The sequence below is a fragment of the uncultured Selenomonas sp. genome, from assembly GCF_963528755.1.
Classification (GTDB): Bacteria; Bacillota; Negativicutes; order Selenomonadales; family Selenomonadaceae; genus Selenomonas.
This window is the reverse complement of record NZ_CAURXA010000001.1, coordinates 153,992-174,599: the sequence shown is the minus strand read 5'-3', so window position 1 is coordinate 174,599 and position 20,608 is coordinate 153,992. Positions and strand designations below refer to the sequence as shown.

18 protein-coding genes and 2 tRNA genes are annotated in these 20,608 nt (G+C 56.3%); 7 read left to right on the top strand and 13 right to left on the bottom strand.

Translation table 11 applies throughout. The features are described 5' to 3' along the window. Positions 1-151 precede the first annotated feature (151 nt). The gene (locus RWS31_RS00790) at positions 152-688 is read left to right on the top strand and encodes an OstA-like protein (RefSeq protein WP_314595333.1); all 537 of its coding nucleotides are present in this window, start codon (positions 152-154) and stop codon (positions 686-688) included. 151 nt (positions 689-839) lie between these two features. Here RWS31_RS00790 and RWS31_RS00785 read toward each other — a convergent pair whose 3' ends face one another. From RWS31_RS00785 to RWS31_RS00755, 7 genes are all read right to left on the bottom strand, one after another. Then, positions 840-2,213 (bottom strand): DUF389 domain-containing protein, encoded by a 1,374-nt coding sequence (locus RWS31_RS00785; RefSeq protein ID WP_314595331.1) that lies wholly within the window; start codon positions 2,211-2,213, stop codon positions 840-842. A 293-nt stretch (positions 2,214-2,506) separates the two neighbouring features. Further along, positions 2,507-3,730: a tryptophan synthase subunit beta gene (gene trpB, locus RWS31_RS00780; RefSeq protein ID WP_009645073.1), complete on the bottom strand. Its 1,224-nt coding sequence runs from the start codon at positions 3,728-3,730 to the stop codon at positions 2,507-2,509. Positions 3,731-3,739: 9 nt separating this feature from the next. Next, the gene (locus RWS31_RS00775; RefSeq protein ID WP_294175692.1) at positions 3,740-4,843 is read right to left on the bottom strand and encodes a M48 family metallopeptidase; all 1,104 of its coding nucleotides are present in this window, start codon (positions 4,841-4,843) and stop codon (positions 3,740-3,742) included. A gap of 209 nt (positions 4,844-5,052) precedes the next feature. Beyond that, the gene (locus RWS31_RS00770; protein WP_265071140.1) at positions 5,053-5,652 is read right to left on the bottom strand and encodes a hypothetical protein; all 600 of its coding nucleotides are present in this window, start codon (positions 5,650-5,652) and stop codon (positions 5,053-5,055) included. 242 nt (positions 5,653-5,894) lie between these two features. After that, positions 5,895-5,969: transfer RNA gene (locus tag RWS31_RS00765), tRNA-Glu, on the bottom strand. 5 nt (positions 5,970-5,974) lie between these two features. After that, positions 5,975-6,050: transfer RNA gene (locus RWS31_RS00760), tRNA-Asn, on the bottom strand. Positions 6,051-6,161: 111 nt separating this feature from the next. Further along, complete coding sequence (locus tag RWS31_RS00755) at positions 6,162-6,617, bottom strand: RpiB/LacA/LacB family sugar-phosphate isomerase (protein ID WP_265071139.1); 456 nt, start codon at positions 6,615-6,617, stop codon at positions 6,162-6,164. 148 nt (positions 6,618-6,765) lie between these two features. Here RWS31_RS00755 and rpsT point away from each other — a divergent pair, with 148 nt between their 5' ends. Next, positions 6,766-7,029, top strand: coding sequence for a 30S ribosomal protein S20 (gene rpsT, locus RWS31_RS00750; protein ID WP_009645094.1), 264 nt, complete (start codon positions 6,766-6,768; stop codon positions 7,027-7,029). Positions 7,030-7,149: 120 nt separating this feature from the next. Here the strand turns inward: rpsT and RWS31_RS00745 are convergent, their stop codons facing one another. The 3 genes from RWS31_RS00745 to RWS31_RS00735 form a co-directional block, all read right to left on the bottom strand. Further along, on the bottom strand, positions 7,150-7,434 hold the full coding sequence (locus RWS31_RS00745; RefSeq protein ID WP_314595328.1) for a glutaredoxin domain-containing protein: 285 nt from the start codon (positions 7,432-7,434) through the stop codon (positions 7,150-7,152). A gap of 279 nt (positions 7,435-7,713) precedes the next feature. Continuing rightward, positions 7,714-8,718 (bottom strand): hypothetical protein, encoded by a 1,005-nt coding sequence (locus RWS31_RS00740; protein ID WP_314595326.1) that lies wholly within the window; start codon positions 8,716-8,718, stop codon positions 7,714-7,716. 9 nt (positions 8,719-8,727) lie between these two features. Next, positions 8,728-9,882 carry a metallophosphoesterase gene (locus RWS31_RS00735; protein ID WP_314595325.1) on the bottom strand — a complete coding sequence of 385 codons (1,155 nt, stop codon included), beginning with the start codon at positions 9,880-9,882 and terminating at the stop codon, positions 8,728-8,730. 157 nt (positions 9,883-10,039) lie between these two features. Here RWS31_RS00735 and RWS31_RS00730 point away from each other — a divergent pair, with 157 nt between their 5' ends. The 5 genes from RWS31_RS00730 to RWS31_RS00710 all read left to right on the top strand — a co-directional run bounded on the left by RWS31_RS00730 (position 10,040) and on the right by RWS31_RS00710 (position 16,672). Further along, on the top strand, positions 10,040-10,531 hold the full coding sequence (locus RWS31_RS00730; protein ID WP_006191644.1) for an NAD(P)H-dependent oxidoreductase subunit E: 492 nt from the start codon (positions 10,040-10,042) through the stop codon (positions 10,529-10,531). 126 nt (positions 10,532-10,657) lie between these two features. Next, positions 10,658-11,908: an NADH-ubiquinone oxidoreductase-F iron-sulfur binding region domain-containing protein gene (locus tag RWS31_RS00725; protein WP_314595322.1), complete on the top strand. Its 1,251-nt coding sequence runs from the start codon at positions 10,658-10,660 to the stop codon at positions 11,906-11,908. Then, positions 11,908-13,668, top strand: coding sequence for an NADH-dependent [FeFe] hydrogenase, group A6 (locus tag RWS31_RS00720; RefSeq protein WP_314595321.1), 1,761 nt, complete (start codon positions 11,908-11,910; stop codon positions 13,666-13,668). The genes RWS31_RS00725 and RWS31_RS00720 overlap by 1 nt, the downstream gene beginning before the upstream one ends. A gap of 213 nt (positions 13,669-13,881) precedes the next feature. Then, positions 13,882-15,213, top strand: coding sequence for a threonine/serine exporter ThrE family protein (locus tag RWS31_RS00715; protein WP_265071132.1), 1,332 nt, complete (start codon positions 13,882-13,884; stop codon positions 15,211-15,213). A gap of 127 nt (positions 15,214-15,340) precedes the next feature. Next, entirely contained in the window at positions 15,341-16,672 is a 1,332-nt protein-coding gene (locus RWS31_RS00710; protein WP_314595319.1) for a threonine/serine exporter family protein, read from the top strand. Between the two features lie 440 nt (positions 16,673-17,112). Here the strand turns inward: RWS31_RS00710 and sucD are convergent, their stop codons facing one another. The 3 genes from sucD to RWS31_RS00695 form a co-directional block, all read right to left on the bottom strand. Continuing rightward, the gene (sucD, locus tag RWS31_RS00705; protein WP_264919468.1) at positions 17,113-18,018 is read right to left on the bottom strand and encodes a succinate--CoA ligase subunit alpha; all 906 of its coding nucleotides are present in this window, start codon (positions 18,016-18,018) and stop codon (positions 17,113-17,115) included. 21 nt (positions 18,019-18,039) lie between these two features. Continuing rightward, positions 18,040-19,230 carry an ADP-forming succinate--CoA ligase subunit beta gene (gene sucC / locus RWS31_RS00700; protein ID WP_009645122.1) on the bottom strand — a complete coding sequence of 397 codons (1,191 nt, stop codon included), beginning with the start codon at positions 19,228-19,230 and terminating at the stop codon, positions 18,040-18,042. Between the two features lie 250 nt (positions 19,231-19,480). Beyond that, the gene (locus RWS31_RS00695) at positions 19,481-20,461 is read right to left on the bottom strand and encodes a KpsF/GutQ family sugar-phosphate isomerase (RefSeq protein ID WP_314595315.1); all 981 of its coding nucleotides are present in this window, start codon (positions 20,459-20,461) and stop codon (positions 19,481-19,483) included. Between the last annotated feature and the right edge of the window lie 147 nt (positions 20,462-20,608).

Below are 20,608 nucleotides of genomic sequence, written 5' to 3'. Positions count from 1 at the left end.
ATGATGAAATAATACGGCAAGAGCACCGCTTTATCCTGCTGAAACTTAGCCTTTAAGGAAAATTCGCTGGAAAAACCCGCCTTCATGCTGTATGATAGAAAAAGGACCTGCATGGAAAATACTTTTCACGCCAATGAAAGGAAGCGTCTTTATGGAAAAAAAACTTGTTTCGGTTCTCATGATGTTCGTTCTGCTCGCCTTGAGCGCGACGGCTCTTGCCGCACCGAACTTCTCCTTTGACTCCTACCGTCTCGACTTCTCCTCGGGACGCTGCGTCTTCGACGGCAACATTCGCATCGTCGCCAACGGCTGCACTTTCCAGGCCGACCATGCCGAGGTCGACCTTGCGACGGCGCTCAAGTACCTGAAAAACGGCGCCTTCGATGCCCAGAGTGGCGTCAACTCCCCCGATTTCGAGGTCTGGTGCGAGGGCAACGTCAGCGTCTCGCAGGACGGCTTGAAACTCACGGGCGACAAGGCTCATGTCATCGGCAAGACGCACGAGGCTGTCGTCGAAGGCAACGTCTTCCTTGAGCGTCCCAAGGTCACGATTCAGTCGGACAGCGGCCTCTTCAACTGGGACACTCAGGTCGCACAGTTCGACGACAACGTGAGGATTCGCCAAGGCAAGCGCGAGATCAAGGCGGAGCACGCCTTCTACGACGTCGCCAAGGACGAACTGCTCTAAGCTGCAGTACACGACCTTCTTCACACCGCACCGTCGAAACGAACACGAGATTTCACAAACTGAAGCCCACCCATTCCTCTTACTCACGGGGACTGAGCGGGCTTTTTGGCGTCTGCCCAACGACTCGCTGAACATAGACTCGGCAATATCGTTACGTTTTTCCCTCTGCCTGTGTGGATTCGGGGAAGAACTGCACCTGTACACGGCGCTGCGCCTTAGTGGAAATCCATTCGGTCAAACGAGCACGCAACGCTTCGTCCATATTGGCCTTCAAGTATATAAAAGCAATCGGCATTTCACTCAGAGAAGCCGATGGATCTGCAGTCGCAGCAGGGCCGCGCACACTCCCAACGACGATGCGGGAGATTTCCGGGAACACGATACGTGCCTCACGATTCCAGTCCAATATATAAGTGCCCTGCTTTTCACTTTCCTCTCGAGCAGATTTGAGTGCGGTCACTGTCTGTTGTTCCTGTACGGAAGGAATGGCTCTTTTTTCAACCTCGCTGAGTCTCTGATCGATCATCGCCTCCATCTTTTCCCGCTCTTCCACCGTTTCTGCAGAAAAAACCTCCAGACGGAAAGGTTTGAGATATGCCTTTTCATGCAGTTTCTCCGTCAATACCGTCAAATCATCCTCCGATATTCCGGCAATCGTAAATACCGTCAATATTTTCTTCTCACTATCCAAGGTATAGGAGATCGCCAGATGAGGCGGCACTTTGAAATTCTCCTCGATATAAATCTTCGCCTGCTCGCTCTCCAGATTTTCCTGCACGCTCTGATACGCAAAGAAACAACTGGGCAATGTGACAAGTATGGCAAATGTCAGCAGGTAGCGTTTCTGTCTTGAAAATTCCACGGAGTCCCGCTTGATCTTGGATGGAATGTCAATGATTTTCAGGACACTGAATGCGGTCAAACAGATAAAGAAACTATTGATGAAGAAAAGATATAACGCACCTACGGTATATGCAGTCACACCCGTAGCAATGCCATATCCTGCGGTACAGAGAGGAGGCATGAGAGCCGTCGCAATCGCAACGCCGGGGATGACATTTCCACCTTCTTTACGTGTTATACCGATGATGCCTGCCAGTCCACCGAAAACAGCGATCAAAACATCCCAGATGGTCGGTGATGTCCGTGCAAGCAGTTCCGACGAAGGTGTAGCTATGGGCGTAAGGGAAAAATAAAGTGCCGATGTGGCAACCGAAATGAGCACTTGGGCCAACAGACTGCCTGCACTAGAGCGGATATATGTGCTGTCATACCGGGCAAGGCCATAGCCGATACCCAAGATCGACCCCATCAGCGGAGAGATCAGCATCGCGCCGATGACGACCGCCGTGCTGTCCATGTTGAGTCCGATGGAGGCGATAAAGATGGCCAATATCAGCACACAGAGATTCGTCCCCCGAAATCGCACGCCGGCGTTGATCCGATCTGTAATTTCCCGTATCGACGCGATGTCGCCATGCAAATCAAAAAAATCTTTCAGCTTATTCCAAGCCAAACAAACCATCTCCTTCGTCTGGGCATCGGGATACTTTCATTATATAGAAGCATACCATGTTTCATGAATATTTTCGAGCCCTTCACCATCATATCGAACCTCCCAGCTCAAAAACCGTCAGCCCGGTAAGAAGTCGTACAATCTAACTTTTCCAGCAGGAAAGCATGTGTATAGAAAGAAATATACTATAAGAGCATACACAGGACCCGCATGCAAAAGGAGTTGCCGTAAAGCAGCTCCTTTTGCATGCGAGTCCTGTGGGTAATTCCCAAAGGCCTCTTAATGTTCCTTCATCCAAGCGTTCAAGCAAATTCCAGATACTTCTCGCCCGTACCGTACTTCTCAATGACGTAGTCGAGATCCTTGTCGCCCCTGCCGCTGAGATTGACGAGGATCGAGCCCGTATCCATCTCCTTGGCGCGGCGCATGGCGTAGGCGACCGCATGAGAGCTTTCGAGCGCGGGGATGATTCCCTCGTAGCGCGAAAGTTTGAAGAAGGCGCCGATCGCCTCCTCGTCCGTCGCCGTATCGTACTTGACGCGCCCAATCTCGCGCAAAAAGGCGTGCTCGGGGCCGACGGATGGGTAGTCGAGTCCGCTTGCTACCGAATACACAGGAGCCGGCTCGCCCGCCGCGTCCTTGAGCATGATACTGTCAAAGCCGTGCATGACGCCCTCTTCGCCATACGACATGGACGCCGCATGATCGCCGAGCTTCTTGCCAAGCCCCAGAGGCTCGACGCCGACGATCTCCACAGGATCGTCGAGGAACGGCACGAACATGCCGATAGCGTTGCTGCCGCCGCCCACGCACGCCGTCACAACATCGGGCAGGAACCCCATCATCTCCTTGAATTGTTCGCGCGCCTCGATGCCTACGACCGTCTGGAAATCGCGCACCATCATGGGGAACGGATGCGGTCCGACAGCAGAGCCGATGCAGTAGATCGTCTCCTTGTAGTTCGCCAGATAATCCTCAAAAGCCGCATCGACAGCTTCCTTGAGCGTCTTCGCACCGCGCGAAACGGGCACGACCTTCGCGCCGAGCACCTTCATGCGCGCCACATTCGGCGCCTGCTTCTTGATGTCGACCTCGCCCATGTAGATCGTGCAGTCGAGCCCGAAGAAGGCCGCCGCCGTCGCGAGCGCCACGCCGTGCTGTCCCGCGCCCGTCTCAGCAATGATGCGCTTCTTGCCCATGAACTTCGCCAGAAGCCCCTCACCCATGCAGTGATTGAGCTTGTGCGCACCCGAGTGATTCAAATCCTCACGCTTCAAATAGATCTGGCAATTGCCGATCTTGCGCGAAAGGCGCTCGCAGTGGTAGACAGGCGTCGGCCGCCCTTGAAACTCGCGGCGTATGCGCCGCAGCTCATTGATGAACTGCGAAGAATGGCAAATCGTCAGATACGCCTCGTTGATTTCCGCAAAAGCAGGCACGAGTTCTTCTGGCAGGTAGGCGCCGCCGAACTTGCCGAAACGCCCCTCCTTGTTCGGATATTCCTTGAGATAACGCTTGAAATCCATACATCTTCCTCACTTTACCTGATTCAATTTCTCGGCGAGCGCCGCTGCGGAGTCGTCGCCTCTAAGGCAGGTCATGACCGGCTGTGCGCCGAGCATGACGACGTTTCCGTCCGCATAGGCACTCTCCTTGTTATGCCCGTTGTGGTATGCCGCCGCCAAGTTGCCCTGCACGAAGTAGGCGCGCTCGGCGCTCGACATATTGTCGGTCTCAGCGGGAACGACGAATCGTTTGCCCTTGACATAAACGACGCCGTCCTTGACCTCGACATGTCCGCCGCTGTACTCCTTGACGCTCTGCATGTACTTGTCACGGCGCTCCTTGTTCGTCGGATGATCGGACGGATCGAACATCTCGCTGACGAAATTCTGCCGATTGTCGCCCATCTGCTCCATGAAGCGCTGCCAGACGGCGGCTGCAGCACCGGGATTGTACCCCGCGTCCGTGATATACTTGAGTGCAAGTCCGTCTGCTTCCCATTCGTGCGCACGGCCGATCGACACCTGGTTGATCTGCGTGACAACCGTATTGAGCACGACGTTTCTAACCGCCGACGCATTCGTCATATCGGCAAGAACCTGCGCACCGATCGCCACGTCGATCTTCTTGCGCCAACCATCCGCCACATGGTTCTTCATTCCATGCCCCATCTCATGCCCCAAGACGACGGCAATTTCGTCCTCATTCTGCAGATAATAGAAAAGTCCGCGGTTGATCGACATCACATGACCGAGCGAACAAAAGGCATTGAAGGTGTCGTCCTGATTAATGAACCAAAGAAACGGCTTGTCGCGGACAGAAGGATCGCTCTTAGCGATACCAGCCGAAACGCGTTCAATCGCACGGCTGCAAAGTCCCTCCCACGGAGAATATTCTTCTACGCCAAGCTCTTCTTGGTACGAGGCGAAAAGCGCCTGCCGCCCCTCCTCCGTCTGGTCGAGTTCCTTGATTTGATTCTCCGCCTCAGCCTTTGCCTGGAAGCCGCCTATGACCGTACCGATGAGATCGCCCCAACCCGCATCCGCCACAGGAGCAGGCTGCAGGGCGAAGCTTCCTCCGAAGGCGAGCACGCCCGCTGTAAGTCCTGCAGCCACACGTTTTTTCCAAGTATTCATTTTCACATCATCTCCCTTGCTTTCATCAAGAAGCGGCTACGCATAAACCCATAAACAATAGTTTACTCTTTAACACCTTTTCGACGATATTCGATGAAAATCCTTTTTCGGTAAAAAAACAAGACCTGCGACCATCTTTTTGCAAAGATTGCACCGCAAGTCTCTATCTCCACAAACGTACCTTTCGTCTCTGCGAGGTCTCTGATTCTCTAGCGCTTGTTGTGCACCGTCGGCGCCAGGAAGCGGATCGATGAACCGCACAGGAGACGGCGAAGATCGGCCGCGCTCTCAGCAGGAATCACGGCGCTGCTGCCGCAATTCCTACACTCTAGGAACACGGACGCGCCATCGACATGTGCGATGAAATCATGACTGCCGCACGGGCAGACGACATCACCCGCAGCGACAAACTCATGCACACGGTTGACCGCCTCAAGAAGAAGCTGCTGCTTGCCGATGAAATTTGCGCCGTCAGCAGGATGAAGCCTGTCAAACTCCGCCTGATTGAACGCCAAAAGTTCCTCGATGCGACGGCGCTTTCCGATGTAACCCAGTTCGAAGCGATCTCGACTGCAATAGACCTTCTCAAGATCCATGTGCCTGAGCTGCGCGAGACTGCAAGCAATCACATGCTCCTTATTGCAGGCGACGCACGGCACATGGACCTCAAAGCAGCCCTTGTCCCCACGCACCAGCAGCGCCTGCTCGTGCCCGCAGCCTGCACAGCGAAGAGAGAAGCGCTTTACGCCGAGAAAATACGGCACATCGTGCACATGAATCTTGCCGCAGCGCTGACAATAAAACGCCATAGAACAAACAACACCACCGACGAGCATAGCAGTTCCTCACCCTCCTCGCGAATTTCTCTCAAAAAATGTCAAATCTTCTCTGTTCGCTGAAACACTTCGTCGCGGAAAGAAAAAATCCTTCCTAAAAGGCGAGCATCCTCTTCATTAAAATTAACGCATGCTTTTCTCTATCTTTTTCAACAATCATCCAAGGATGCACACAAAAAAGCACCGCCCGACTGGACGGTGCTGCTTCTGCCTTATGGTGACGCGTACGGGATTCGAACCCGTGAAGCCGCCGTGAAAGGGCGGTGTCTTAACCACTTGACCAACGCGCCGAGAATGGCTCCTCGAGCAGGGATCGAACCTGCGACAACCTGATTAACAGTCAGGCGCTCTACCTACTGAGCTATCGAGGAATCATGCGGTGCTCATGCACCAGCAAGGGATATTATACACGATTATGAAAGGGGGCGCAAGCATTATTTTTACAACTTCCCACTTTTTCCGGCAATGCGCACAGACCCTCGTCATTTCATATGCTCTTCCTCATACCTTGCGATGGTTTCGCGCCGCTCAGCATACTTGCCTCCAAGCGGCTCATAGGAGAGCCACGTCTTTGCTATCTCCCAGGCCATATGGTTCGCTATGACGCGCTGCCCCATGCAGAGGATGTTAGCGTCATTGTGCGTACGCGTCATGCGAGCCGTAAACAGGTCGTGCGCGACGACGGCACGCGCTCCCTTGACCTTATTCGCCATGATGCACATCGCCGCACCCGTGCCGCAGACGAGGATGCCAAGCTTCCCTTCGCCCTTCGCCACCTCTTCCGCCACCTTTTGCGCATAGGGCTGCGTGTTGCAGGACGCTTCATCATACGTGCCCGCATCCTCGACGCTGCAGCCCGCTTCCGTCAACTGCTGCAGCAAGAACTGCTTCATGGGATAGCCCGCATGATCTGCGCCTATGACGATTGTTTTCTTCATCGAAGTACCTCCCTTGATCCGGCTATTGAATCCCTTTTATTCATTCGCAGTTATTTCCAATTTCCCTGCCACAAAATTAAATATTGCATTTTCCCCCCATCCATGCTAATATACTACAGTGTAATTTCCTTCAAGGGAGGTGAAACATTTGCCGAACATCAAAGCATCCATCCGCAGCGTCAAGAAGGATGAGAAGCGCCGCGCCAAGAACGCTGCGGAGAAGTCCCGCGTTCGTACGGCTTCCCGCCATGTACTCGACGCCGTTGAGGCAGGAAACGCTGATGAAGCGAAGTCCTTCCTGAAGGCTGCCTGCAAGACGATCGATCAGGCTGCAGCGAACCATGTGTTCCACAAGAACTGCGCTGCCCGCAAGAAGTCGCGCCTTGCCCGCAAGGTCAACGCCATGGCGTAGACTCACCAGTGACACGATAGAATCCCATCTCCATAAGCAACGCGAAAACGCATTGCTTATGGAGATGGGATTTTTCTATGCCCGAAACATTGCGTAAAGTGCAATCCTCATCTCCGCCCGTCATTCTACAGCCGCCTGAAAGACCGCCTCGACGCAACGCTTGCACTCTTCATAGCTCTCGCCGGGTTTCGCTTCATAGAGTTTCGCACCGTCTACGAACATCGATGGCACATAGTAATACTCCTTGGCAAACGCCTGCGCCTTCTCTCTCTCACGAGTTTCCTCGATCCATTCAACGGGAACCGCCTCGTAGGCCGAATACGCCTTTTCCAATTCGTCCATCGCCCGCGCCGCGTTGCGGCAATACGGGCAGCCGTCCATATAGAGCACCGTAATCTTCTTCAATCGAATGACCGCCTTCCCTTAAAGAGTCTTTCCTTCCGACAAAAATTCCACGACGAAGCACGCCGTCTCTTCTATATTATATCCATTTCTTCTACATTTGCAAAAAGAATCAACATCGGAAAATTCGCAGTCGGTGCAGAAAACAGTACCCTCACTCTCCTCGTCACACCGAAAGACCGCGACTGGTATATCAACTATGCGGCAGGCTTTAGCTTGCGAACCCCCCGTGCTCACGTCGGACGGTGTAGCATGCCGCAAAGTCTGGCTGCACCTCCTGCATCAAAATGAAAAATGGATGCCTTCTCGCGCAAACGACGCCGTATCGATGCGCTTTTGCGGTTCCTTGGAAAGGCTCTGCCCCAGGAAGCGCGCCCCTGCGTGCTCGATCTCAAAAAAAGCCGCCACGGGAAAATCACTCTTGTAGACGCCAAAGGTGCGAATGAGCCCCCATGTCGCGGGACTCTCGAACGTCGAGGAAAATTCCCCCGTGCGCTCGCCATAGTAAGGACAGCTCAGCCATAGCTCGAACTGCGCTGCCGTCAAGAAGAAGCATCCCGCATGAGGATTGCGCGCCTTGACGAAGCGCACCTCGCCGCCAGGCAGCGCCGCCGTCAATACGGGACGCTCGGCAAAGTCGATGTACTTCTGAGCGAAGGAAAGCCGCTCCACCAGCTCGCTTCCCGCCTCGAAACCGTCTGTCTCCACATACCCTTTGGGGAATACGCACTGCTCATTGTACTCGAAGCGATGCGGCAAAAGAACGGCTTCCGCACCGAAGAGCGCATCGAACCACGCGAGCTTTTGGAAGAACAGCGGATCGTGCACGACGAGGTCATCCTCCATGTAGCAGTAGTAGTCGTATTCGCCGCGTCTCTCCTTGAGTACATCCTGACAGGTGAATCCCAGAAGCTTCGGATCGACATCGGGAAAATCCTTTCGCTCGTACATGCCCTGCGGCAAGCCAAGCCGATCGAGCACATGACGCTCGCCCGCCGTCGATAGCACGATATCGACCTTGGCATGAAGCGCCTCGTTTGCCGCATAGTAGTTTGCCAGTGAGCGTGCAATCGGCCTGCCCGCCTGCAAATCGGCATCCGTGAAGCGCGAGCCGTCCGCATTCTGCAGATCGTAGCGGCAATATGCCTGTGGACTTTCAAACAGGGTTTTCAGATGAACGATGAGTTTCCGAAGATTCCCTGCCTTGCGCTCAGGGTCGCCGTTCGAAGCATAGATGCCTTGTGGGTCATGTGCATAGTAATGCGGTATTGTCACGAGTATTTTCATTGCTTCCTCCTAAGCGCGCAAGACGAGGTACGCGATCTCGGGCGGGCAGCCGAGGCGATACGGGAACCAACTGCCGTTGCCCGAGTGGACGTAGCCCGTCGTCTTCCCCTTCTCGACGATGCCGCGCGTGTACTTGAACACGGGGAAGAGAGGCAGGCCGAAGATGCCGAACTGTGAGCCGTGCGTGTGCCCCGTGAGCACGAGACGTGCGCCGTACTCAGCACCATCGTCGATGAACTCGGGATGATGCGCGAGCAGGACGGTCACGGCGTTTTCTGGAATCGTTTCGAGCGCCGCTTTCGCATACGCCGCCTTCTCGCGCTGGAATGCCTCGGCATCGAGTCTCTTCCTGTACTCCGACATCGGGTAGTCGACGCCCGCGAAGTAGAGCTGCTGCGCTCCCTGCCTCACGCACTGCGCCTCATTTTTCAAAAAGTGAATCTTCGACGTCGCCAGCGCTTCTTCTACGAGCGCAATGCCGCGTATATGCTCGTGATTGCCGTGGCAGTACCATATACCATCAGGAAAGGCGGCGGCAAAGCCGTCGATCAGGCGCACGGCGTCCACCGTCCACTCGGGATGGTCGAAGATGTCGCCCGTCAGCAAGAGTGCGTTGGGAGCAGCGTCGGCGACCTGCTGCAAAAGGCGCTCCAATCGCTCAAGAGAGAAAAACATGCCGAGATGCACGTCGCTGAGCTGGGCGACCGTATAGCCCGCGAGTGCCGACGCCGCAACGGAGATGTCGTAGCGACGCTCAACCGTCGCATTCCGCTCGTAGAGATTGCCGTAGAGCGCCGCACCGAGCGCCGCCGCAGGATACGCACCCGCCGCCTTCAAAACCCTGCGCCGCCCCGCATCCTCGGGCACGGCGAGCGTCCTGCGATAGACGGCACGAAGGGCGACGGTTGCCAACACGAAGAGAAACAAGAACATCAAAGCGAGGAAGAAGACAGACGCCAGAGAAATCGTCGCACCGTCCGAAAGAATCCCTGCGAACGGATTGCGCCGCAAGAAGAAGGACACCGCCGCAATGGTGAACACGACGCCAACCAGCACGCGGCAAATAAACAGCACACGCCCAGCGAGAAGATAGCGCAGCGCCCAAAGCGCCGCCACGGTGAACACTGCAAGAACGGTGACCAAGATGATGAGAAAGGAGACCAAGCTGCACCTCCGAAAGTCAAACAGATGATATCGCAGACATTATAGCACAAACGGACGGAGAAACATACTCATGTACTCCTTTCTCTTGAATGAATCCATTTTTCCTGTATAATGATAGAAGAGAAAGTATATTCTTCCAAGAAAAGGAGATGCTGCCATGAACGCCGACCCCAAGAGTCTCGAACTCGCGACGCGCGAGAAGATCGACCGCGTGCTTGAGGCTCATTCCTACGACCCGACGCAGATCGTCGGCATCCTGCTCGACGTGCAGGACCTCTTCGAGCGCCACTATGTGCCCGAGCCTGCCGCCTACTATGTGGCGGAGAAACTGCCGCTGAAGATCTCTCTGATCTACGACTGTCTGACCTTCTACGCGAGCCTGTCGCCTGTGCCGCGCGCCAAATACCCCATCCAAGTGTGCGACTCTGTCGTCTGTCGCATCAACGAGAACGAAACGCTTTTCTCTGCGCTCAAGAGCCTCCTCGGCATCGACGTCGGTGAAGTTACCTACGACGGACGCTTCACGCTCGAAAAGACGCCGTGCTTCGGCGCTTGTGACATCGCGCCCGCCGTGCGCGTCAACGGCGAAGTCTACGGGCATCTTGACAGCCGCGAGAAGATCGAGGAACTTTTGCACACGCTGCAGTAAGCGGCCTGCACATCTTTACCAAACCCATGCTGCAAGAGCGCTCCACCTCTTGCAGCCGCGCCTCCTCTCTGCGAGGCGCACAAAAAGGACCGGAAATAAAACGACATACACACAAAAGGAGACTATATGAGCAAGGTTTCTTTCATGACAAAGAACTTCCACCGCTACGATCCCATGTCCATCGAATCCTACCTCAAGATTGGCGGCTTCAACGCTCTCAAAAAGGCCGTGACAATGGACGGCGAGGACATCGCCTCCCTTCTCTCCGAAGCCCAGATCAAGGGACGCGGCGGCGCCGCCTACCCCATGGGACGCAAGTGGTCGCAGGCGCGTGCCGTCAAGGGCGAGCACAAGGTCATCATCTGCAACGCCGACGAGGGCGAGCCTTGCACCTTCAAGGATCGCGAACTGATCACGAACGACCCCTTCAACCTCATCGAGGCCATGACAATCGGCGCCTGGAGCATCCGCGCACAGGACGGCTACATCTACCTGCGCGAAGAATACGCGCACCTTCGCTCGCGCCTCAAGAACGCCATTGAAGAGGCGGAGCGCTGCGGCTTCCTCGGCAAGAACATTCTCGGCAAGGAAGGCTTCAACTTTCACATCCACCTCCGCTCGGGCGCGGGCGCTTACGTCTGCGGCGAGGGCACGGCCCTCATCCGCTCCATCGAGGGCAAGGCGGGCCGGCCGCGCATGAAGCCGCCCTTCATCAAGCAGAGCGGTCTCTTCGCGCTGCCGACGTGCGTCAACAACGTCGAGAGCCTTTCCATCGTGCCGCATCTCCTCCTCGACGACAAGAAGGAATACATCAGCTACGGCTCGGGTGAATCCCTCGGCACGAAGCTCGTCTCCGTCGGCGGCAACGTCAAGCATCCTGCCGTCTTTGAGATCCCCTTCGGTACGACCGTGCGCGAAATCATTTATGACCTTGCGGGCGGCATCCAGGGCGGCCGCCGCATCCGCCTCATCCAGTTCGGCGGCGCGTCGGGCAAGATCGCCGACGAATCCATCCTCGACGTCCCCTACACCTACGACGACCTCAAGGCGGCCGGCGTGACCGTAGGCTCGGGCGCGATCCTCGTCGTCGACGAGCGCACGAGCGTCCTCGACTTTCTGCGCATGACGCAGGCGTTCTTCTCGCACGAGAGCTGCGGCCAGTGTACGCCGTGTCGCGAGGGCGTCCTCCACATCAAGCTCATCTTGGAAAAGTTCGCGCAAGGAACAGCGATGGAAAAGGATCTCGAAAACATGAAGATGATCGCGCGCATCATGCCCATGTCCGCCCTCTGCGGTCTCGGCGAAAGCGCCGAAAATGCTCTTTCCGCCGCCTTCAAGCTCTTCCCTGAAACATTCCGGATCGGAGGCGTACACTGATGGCAGAAGAAAGAGAACTCGTACACCTGAAAATCAACAACATTCCCGTCGAAGTTCCCAAGGGCACGAAGATCATCGACGCCGCACGCAAGGTGCACATCAATATCCCGCATCTCTGCTACCACCCCGATCAGCGCGTCAAAGCTCGCTGCCGCATCTGCTCCATCGAAGTCACGGGCAGCCGCCGCCTCATGGCAGCGTGCGCGACCGAGGTCTGGGAAGGCATGGAAGTCCATACGGACACGCAGATCGTGCGCGACACGCAGATCGCCATCCTTCAGCTCATCCTCGCCAACCACAACCAGGACTGCCTGAACTGTCCGCGCAACCACCGCTGTGACCTGCAGGAGCTTTGCAGCCGCTTCAACATCGGCCATACGGGACTGCCCATCGTCGTCGAAAGCAAAGAGGACGCGGCGAACAACCCGAGCATCGCACGCGACCCGACGAAGTGCATCAAATGCGGCCGCTGCATCCGCGCCTGCAAGGACGTGCAGGGCATCGAAGCCCTGAATTTCGCTGGCCGAAGCGACAAGATCACCGTCACGACCGCCTACGACAGCCCGTTGGAAGCGACCGACTGCATCCTCTGCGGCCAGTGCAGCCTCGTCTGTCCGACGGGAGCGATCACGGAAAAAGACGATACGCAGCGCGTCCTCGACGCCCTGCAAGACCCGAAGAAGCATGTCATCGTGCAGGTCGCGCCCGCCGTGCGCGTCTCCTTGGGCGACGAATTCCACCTGCCGCCTGGCGCCATCGTCACGGGACAGATGATCGCCGCCTTGAAGCGCCTCGGCTTTGACCGCGTCTTCGACACGAATTTCGGCGCCGACCTCACGATCATGGAAGAAGGTCATGAATTTTTGCACCGCTTGGAACACGGCGGCACGCTTCCCATGATGACCTCGTGCAGCCCTGGCTGGGTCAACTACGTCGAAAAACACTACAGCGACCTCTTGCCCCACCTCTCGACGGCAAAGTCGCCCATGCAGATCTTCGGCGCTGTCGCCAAGACCTACTATCCGAAGCAGTCGGGCATCCCCGTCGAGGACATCGTGACCGTCTCCGTCATGCCGTGCACGGCGAAGAAGTTCGAAGCCGCGCGTCCCGAGATGGGCAGGGACGGCCATCAGGACGTCGACATCGTCATCACGACGCGCGAGCTTGCCAAACTCATCCACTACGTCGGCATCACCTTCCACGATCTGCCCGAAGAGGACTTTGACAGCCCGCTCGGCACATGCTCGGGCGCGGGCGCAATCTTCGGCACGACGGGTGGCGTCATGGAAGCCGCGCTGCGCACAGTCTACGAAAAGGCGACGGGCAAGACGCTCCCCTCCATTGACTTTCTCGCCGTGCGCGGCATGGACGGCATCAAGGAAGCGACCGTCGACCTCGGCGAGCGCAAGGTGCGCGTCGCCGTCGCGCACACGCTCAAGAATGCCAAGCACATCATGGATGAACTCAAGGCCGGCAAAAGTCCCTACGATTTCATCGAAGTCATGGCCTGCCCCGGCGGCTGCCAAGGCGGCGGAGGACAGCCTCTCAATACGACGAACGCGCGCCGCGCCGAGCGCATGAAGGCTCTCTATGAAATCGACAAGAATCTCCCCGTGAGAAAATCGCATGAAAATCCTGAAGTTGTGCGCATCTACAAAGAATTCCTCGGCGCACCCTTGGAAGGCAAGGCACACGAACTGCTGCACACCCATTTTCACAAGGCGGAGAAGCTCTACGACTTCACGGGCGCAGGAAAATAACGAAGACAGCGCGGCAGATCTTCTGCCAAGAATACGATGAGGGGGCGCTTGCGCCCCCTTTTTTAGAAATAATATCATATTTCCTTGCTATTGGATAAGATTTAAGGCAAAATAGAAATACGATTTCGTCTAGAATGCCAACGACGAAATAAGCTATACCCACATACAAAAATAAAGCACACGAGCATTCCTAAGCAAAGAGGTTAACAAACTATGCAATCATCCCTTGAACAAGTATTCAAAGACCCATTTTACAAGATTACCTACAAGATGCACCTGATCTTGACAGTCGGCAGACTCCTCATGGAAAACGGCGCCGACTCCGACCGAACGACGCGCTACATCATGCGCACGGCGGCCTACATGGGCATCCCTGCCGAAAACGTCAGCTGCCATATCATGTATACATCGCTTCTCCTCAACGTCAAGAACGAGGAGCGCACCTACACGGAACTCACGAAATGCCGCAAGCACAACGTGAGCATGACCGTCCTCGCCGCCGTCAGCCGCGTCATCTGGCGTGCCATGCGCGACAATTGGTCACTCGAACGCTTTGAAAAAGAACTGGAAACCGTAGAAAGCCGCAAGAATCCCTACTCGAACTTCGCGACCGCCATCGGCTCCAGCTTCGCCTGCGGCGGCTCATGCCTGCTCTTCGGCGGTGACTTCATCGCCTTCTTCGTCACGGCGGTCTGCGCCTTCTTCGGCTTCTACGCACGCATCCTCTGCAACAAGCGCGGCTTTAACAACTATGCGGGCATCGCCATCGCCGCCTTCGTCGCGACCTCCTTGGCGACGCTCTCGCAGAGCGTCGTCCACTCCGCGACGCCCATGCACCCCATTGTTGCCTGCGCCCTCTTCATCGTGCCCGGCGTGCCGCTGATCAATGCGGCAGACGACATGCTCAACAACTTCATCATGGCGGGCATCACACGAGCCTTCCACACCGTGCTCATCATCGGTTCAATGGCGTTCGGCACGGCAATCGCGCTGCACCTCGGTCGCATCACCGAATTCACGACGATCAGCCTCAGTCCCGGCGACATCTACATCTACCATCCGATTGCCGCAGCGATCTCGGCGGGCGGCTTCTCGCTGCTCTTCAATGTGCCGAAGCGCGTCCTCTGGGCGGTATCCGTCGGCGGTGCCGTCGCCGTCCTGCTCCGAAACATCTGCATGTTTGACTTCGGCCTCAGTCAGGCGACGGGAACGCTCATCGGCGGCGGCGTCGTCGGCATCGCCGCGCTCTCCGCCATCCATCGCTTTCACGTGCCGAACGTCGTCCTCACGACGCCGTCCGCCATCCCTCTCGTGCCCGGCATCCTGCTCTACCGCCTGCTCTTCACGCTCCTCAACATCAACGATGTCAGCACGGAAGTCCTCTTGGGCGCACTCAGAAACGGCATCGAGGCGGCGACCATCATCATCAGCATCGCCGTCAGCGTCGCCATACCAAACATCTTCTGGTCACGTCAGATCCGCAAGAACAAGATCGCACAGGAAAAGAAACTGCTCGCGTCGAGATTTGTCGATCAGGAGGACTGACCGCTTCATAGATTGCCCGCTGGGCAGTCTATGAAGAATCGTCACAATATTCCAAACTATTATCATAAAATACCTTTAAGGCATAGCAGATCCCACGCCATCCCTTGGACAGGAAAGGAGTCTCCCCATGGCAGAAACGAAAGAACATGTTCTCACCCACCCCTTCTCCCAGATCATCTACAAAATGCATCTGATCCTCCTCGTCGCACGCACGATGATGGAAAACGGCGCCGATTCCGACCGCACCTCGCAGTACATCATGCGCACGGCGGCATACATGGGCATCCCTGCGGAAAACGTCAGTTGCCACATCGCCTACACGACTATCATGCTCAACATCAAAGACGAAGAGCGTACCTACACGCGCTTCAGCAAGTGCCGCACGCATCGCGTGAACATGCTCGTCCTCTCCGCCGTCAGCCGCATGATCTGGCGCGCCATGCGCGACGCCTGGTCGCTCGAACTTTTCGAGCGCGAGATCGAAGCCCTGGAAAAACGAAAATCCCCCTACAACGGTTTCTTGACGGCGCTCGGTGCGGGCTTCGCGTGCGCCGGCTCATGCGCCCTCTTCGGCTGCGATCTCGCCGCCTTCTTCCTCACGGCGCTCTGTGCCTTCCTCGGCTTCTATGCACGGCGCTTTTGCAACGAGCACGGCTTCAACGTCTACGCCAGCATCGCCATCGCCGCCTTTACTGCGACGCTCGCCGCCGTGCTGTTGCAAGACCTCGATCTGTCTGCGACGCCCATGCTGCCCATCGTCGCCTGCACGCTCTTCATCGTGCCCGGCGTGCCTCTGATCAACGCGGCAAACGACCTTCTGAACCACTTCATCACCTCGGGCATGACGCGGGCGTTCGACACGCTCCTCATCGTCTGCAGCACGGCATTCGGCATGGCGATTGCCCTGCGTCTTGGACATGTCAGTTCATTCACGACCGTGAGCCTCAGTCCCGGCGAGATCTACCTCTACCATCCACTCGCCGCCGCCATCGCAGCCGGCGGCTTCTCCTTGATCTTCAGCGTGCCGCGCCGCCTGCTGTGGGTCGTCTCCACAGGCGGCATCATCACGATCCTCCTTCGGAACCTCTGCATGTTCGAGCTTGGCATGAGCCAGGCGGCTGGTACCTTCCTCGCCTCCGCCTTCGTCGGCGTTCTCGCGCTCTTCGCCATCCACTGGTTTCACACGCCAAACATCGTGCTGACGATCCCTTCCGCTATTCCTTTGATTCCCGGCGTTCTTCTCTACCGCTTCTTCTTCACACTCTTAAACATCAACGAGGTCAGCACCCCCCTCCTGCTCGCGGCTCTTAGAAACGGCGTCGAAGCCGCGACCATCATCGCCGGCATCGCCATCGGCGTCGCTATTCCCAGCATCTTCTGGTCAAGACAAATCCAGCGCAACAAAATCGCACAGGAGAAGAAACTGCTCGCATCGAGGTTCGTCGATCAGGAAGACTGACAGCGCGATGTCATATCGCACGACACATCGAGCGCAAATTCATCATCGTAAGGAATTTCGCCGATGAATTTGCGCAGGGCTTCCATCGTTCCCTCCTGGTATATGGATGTGTTTTTCCTTCTGCCTTGAGACGGAAGATTTCATCGGATAGTTGCTCAGTTTTTGTATATTGTCTTGGCATAACGAATCCCTCCTGTTGTAGTTCTTATTCTATAACAGGAGGGATTCTTATTCACTGTCCGTATTTTGAGGAGCAGTCCAAAAATCTCAAAGCGCCGCATGTGGACAGATTTATCACATGTGACGCTTCTTTTCTCAAAGTAAAAGAAGAAGCCACCGCAGATCGCAGTGGCTTCTCGCTATTTAGGAAGCACGGATACATCCAGCTGCGCAAACTTGGGCAGCTTCCTCCCATCAGCACTTCTTCATCTCGCTGGAAATCAGCAGGTGTGGCACTTCTCGAAGAGACCCTTCTCCTTGAGGAGCTTGACCATCGTCTCACCGATGTGAGCGACCGTATCGGCAACAGGAATGCCCGCAGCGTTCAGAGCCGCGACCTTGTCAGCCGCCGTGCCCTTGCCACCCGAGATGATCGCGCCAGCATGACCCATGCGCTTGCCCGGAGGCGCCTGACGACCTGCGATGAAGGCAGAAACTGGCTTGTCCTTCATGTTCTCCTGAATCCACTTCGCAGCATCCTCTTCCGCCGTGCCGCCGATCTCACCGATCATCAGAACGGCCAACGTTTCGGGATCATCCTTGAAGAGCTGCAGAGCGTCGATGAAGTCCGTGCCCTTGACGGGGTCGCCGCCGATGCCGACCGTCGTCGTCTGACCGATACCAGCGTTCGTGAGCTGGAAGGCAGCCTCGTACGTCAAGGTACCGGAGCGCGAGATGACGCCGACATGACCGGGCTTGCTGACCGTAGCCGGCGTGATGCCGAGCTTCGACTGCTTGGACGTCAAAAGGCCTGGGCAATTCGGGCCGACGAGACGCGTCTTCCTGCCTTCCATGTAACGGCGCACCTTCACCATGTCGAGGACAGGGATATGCTCCGTGATGCAGACGACGAGATCGAGATCGGCATCAACCGCTTCCATGATGCTGTCCGCCGCAAAACGAGGGGGAACATAGACGACTGAAGCCGTCGCGCCCGTAGCCTTCACAGCATCCGCAACCGTATTGAACACGGGAACGCCCTCGACCTTCTGACCCGCCTTGCCCGGCGTTACGCCTGCAACGATCTTCGTGCCATAGTCGAGCATCTGCTTCGTGTGGAACGTCGCCGCTTTGCCCGTGATGCCCTGCACAATAACCTTTGTATCTTTATCAATCAAAACTGACATGTGTTTGACCTCCCTTTCGATTTAAGCCTTCGCCTCAGCAACGAGTTTGACAATCTGCTCGGCGCCGCCCTCCATCGTGGGTGCGGGGAAGACGTTGGCAATCGGCGTGTTCTTCAGGATCTCGCGGCCTTCTTCGACCTTCGTGCCCTCAAGACGGACAACGACAGGAACCGGGAGGGATTTGCCGTCCTTGGAGATGATCTTCGCGGCCTCGATGATGCCGTTCGCGATGTTGTCGCAGCGATTGATGCCACCAAAGATGTTGACGAAGATGCCCTTCGCCTGGCCGCCTTCGAGCATGATGTTGAACGCCTTAGCGATCTTCTCAGGCTCAGAGTCGCCACCGACATCGAGGAAGTTGGCAGGCTCACCGCCGTAATGTTTGATGATGTCGACCGTAGCCATAGCAAGACCTGCGCCGTTGACCATGCATGCGACATCACCGCCGAGGTTGACGTAGTTGAGGCCGGCAGCCGCAGCTTCGCGCTCCTTCGGATCCTCTTCCGTCTCATCGCGCAGCTCGACAATGTCGGGATGACGGAACAGTGCGCTGTCGTCAAAGTTCAGCTTCGCATCGAGGCAGATCACATCATCCTCGGCCGTGACGACAAGCGGATTGATCTCAACCTGCGAGCAGTCCTTGCCGATGAACGCATTGTAAAGCTTCTCCATCAGAGCCGCCGCCTTGCGAATCGCAGGAGCCGGGATATTGATGGCATACGCCATGCGCGTCGCCTGGAACGGAGCAAGTCCGATGACCGGATCGATATATTCCTTGATGATCTTTTCCGGAGTTTCGGCAGCGACCTTCTCGATCTCAACGCCGCCTTCCTCGGAACCCATCATGACGATCCTCGCCGTGGCGCGGTCAACGACAAAGCTCAGGTAGTATTCCTTTTTGATATTCGAGCCTTCTTCAATCAGGAGGCGACCGACCTTCTTGCCCTCAGGACCCGTCTGATGCGTGACGAGAACCTTGCCAAGCAGCTCCTTCGCGTAGCCTTCGACCTCTTCAACGGACTTGGCAATCTTGACGCCGCCCGCCTTGCCGCGGCCACCCGCGTGGATCTGCGCCTTAACGACCGTGACAGCGGCGCCGAGTTTCTTCGCGTTCTCGACCGCCTCTTCCACGCTGAACGCCGGCAGGCCGTTCGGCACATTGACGCCGAATTCCCGCAGGACTTGCTTGGACTGGTACTCATGAATATTCATAACCATGCCTCCCTGTTGATGGTTCTCGGGACGAGGATATTACTTCCTCTGATTTCATCCCATAAACAACTATATTGTATAATTTTTTTGCTCGTTTGTCTAGTGATTTCTTAGAAATATTATCATAGACGGAACTTATCATATCCTAGATTTATCGCAAAATTCTCCCGCGCTGAACCCATTCTCTCAACATAGCGACGACACGCTGCGACGCTACATGGCACATCCATTCCCAACGGCAGAATGCGGCTCAAACCACCCCCTGCTTCAAAAGATCGGTCAGATGGATCATGCCGACCGGCGCCCCCTTCTCGTCGATGACGGGCAGCACCGTCACGGGGCGCGGCTCATGCTTCTCCATGACGGATAGCGCGGCCGTCGCCAGTTCATCGGCACGGATCGTCAGCGGCTCGGTAAACATGATCTCGTGCACAGGCTCATCGAGGAAAGCATAGTCCTTCGCAAGTGCGCGGCGAATGATGCCGTCGGTCAGAAGCCCGATGAATTGGCCCTCTTCATTCGTGACAGAGACGGCGCCCAAGCCCTTCTCCGTCATGACAAAGAGCGCATCCTTCGCCGTTTTCTCCCCCGAGACGACAGGGTTTTCCTCGCCCGTGTGCATAACGTCCTGCACCTTGAGCAAGAGGCGTCGACCGAGGGCGCCGCCCGGATGGAAGAGCGCGAAATCCTGCTTCTTGAAATTTCGCACGGACATCACGGCGACGGCGATGGCGTCGCCCATGGCGAGCGTTGCCGTTGTGCTCGTCGTCGGCGCGAGTCCCAAGGGGCAAGCCTCTGGCTCATGCCCGATATCGACGACGTAGTCTGAGTACTCGGCGAGCTGCGAAGAACGGTTACCTGTCATGGCGATGATGGTCGCACCGATGCGATGGATGACGGGCAGGATCTTCACGACTTCCTGCACCTCGCCGCTGTTGGAAATCGCCAGGACTACATCCTTGTCCGTCACCATACCAAGGTCGCCGTGAAACGCCTCCGCCGGATGCATGAAAAACGAAGGCGTGCCCGTGCTCGCAAGTGTCGCGGCAATCTTGCGCCCGACATGCCCGGATTTTCCCATGCCTGTGACAATGATGCGAGCCGTGCAGTCAAGCACACACTCAACCGCGCGGCAGAACTCCTCATCCACATTCTCCATCAATTTCCTCACCGCCGCTGCTTCCATCGCCAGCGTCTCCCTCGCCTTTTCTCGTATCACATCTCGTCTCATTCGTTGCTCTCCTTTAGCTATACCTACAATTTTACTAAAACCCTGCACTCTATTATACACCCCGAAATGCATTATGTGTAGAGCAGACAAAAAAAGCTGCCGAATCTTTTCGGGTGACTCGGCAGCTTCTAATTCGCTGTTCTTTCT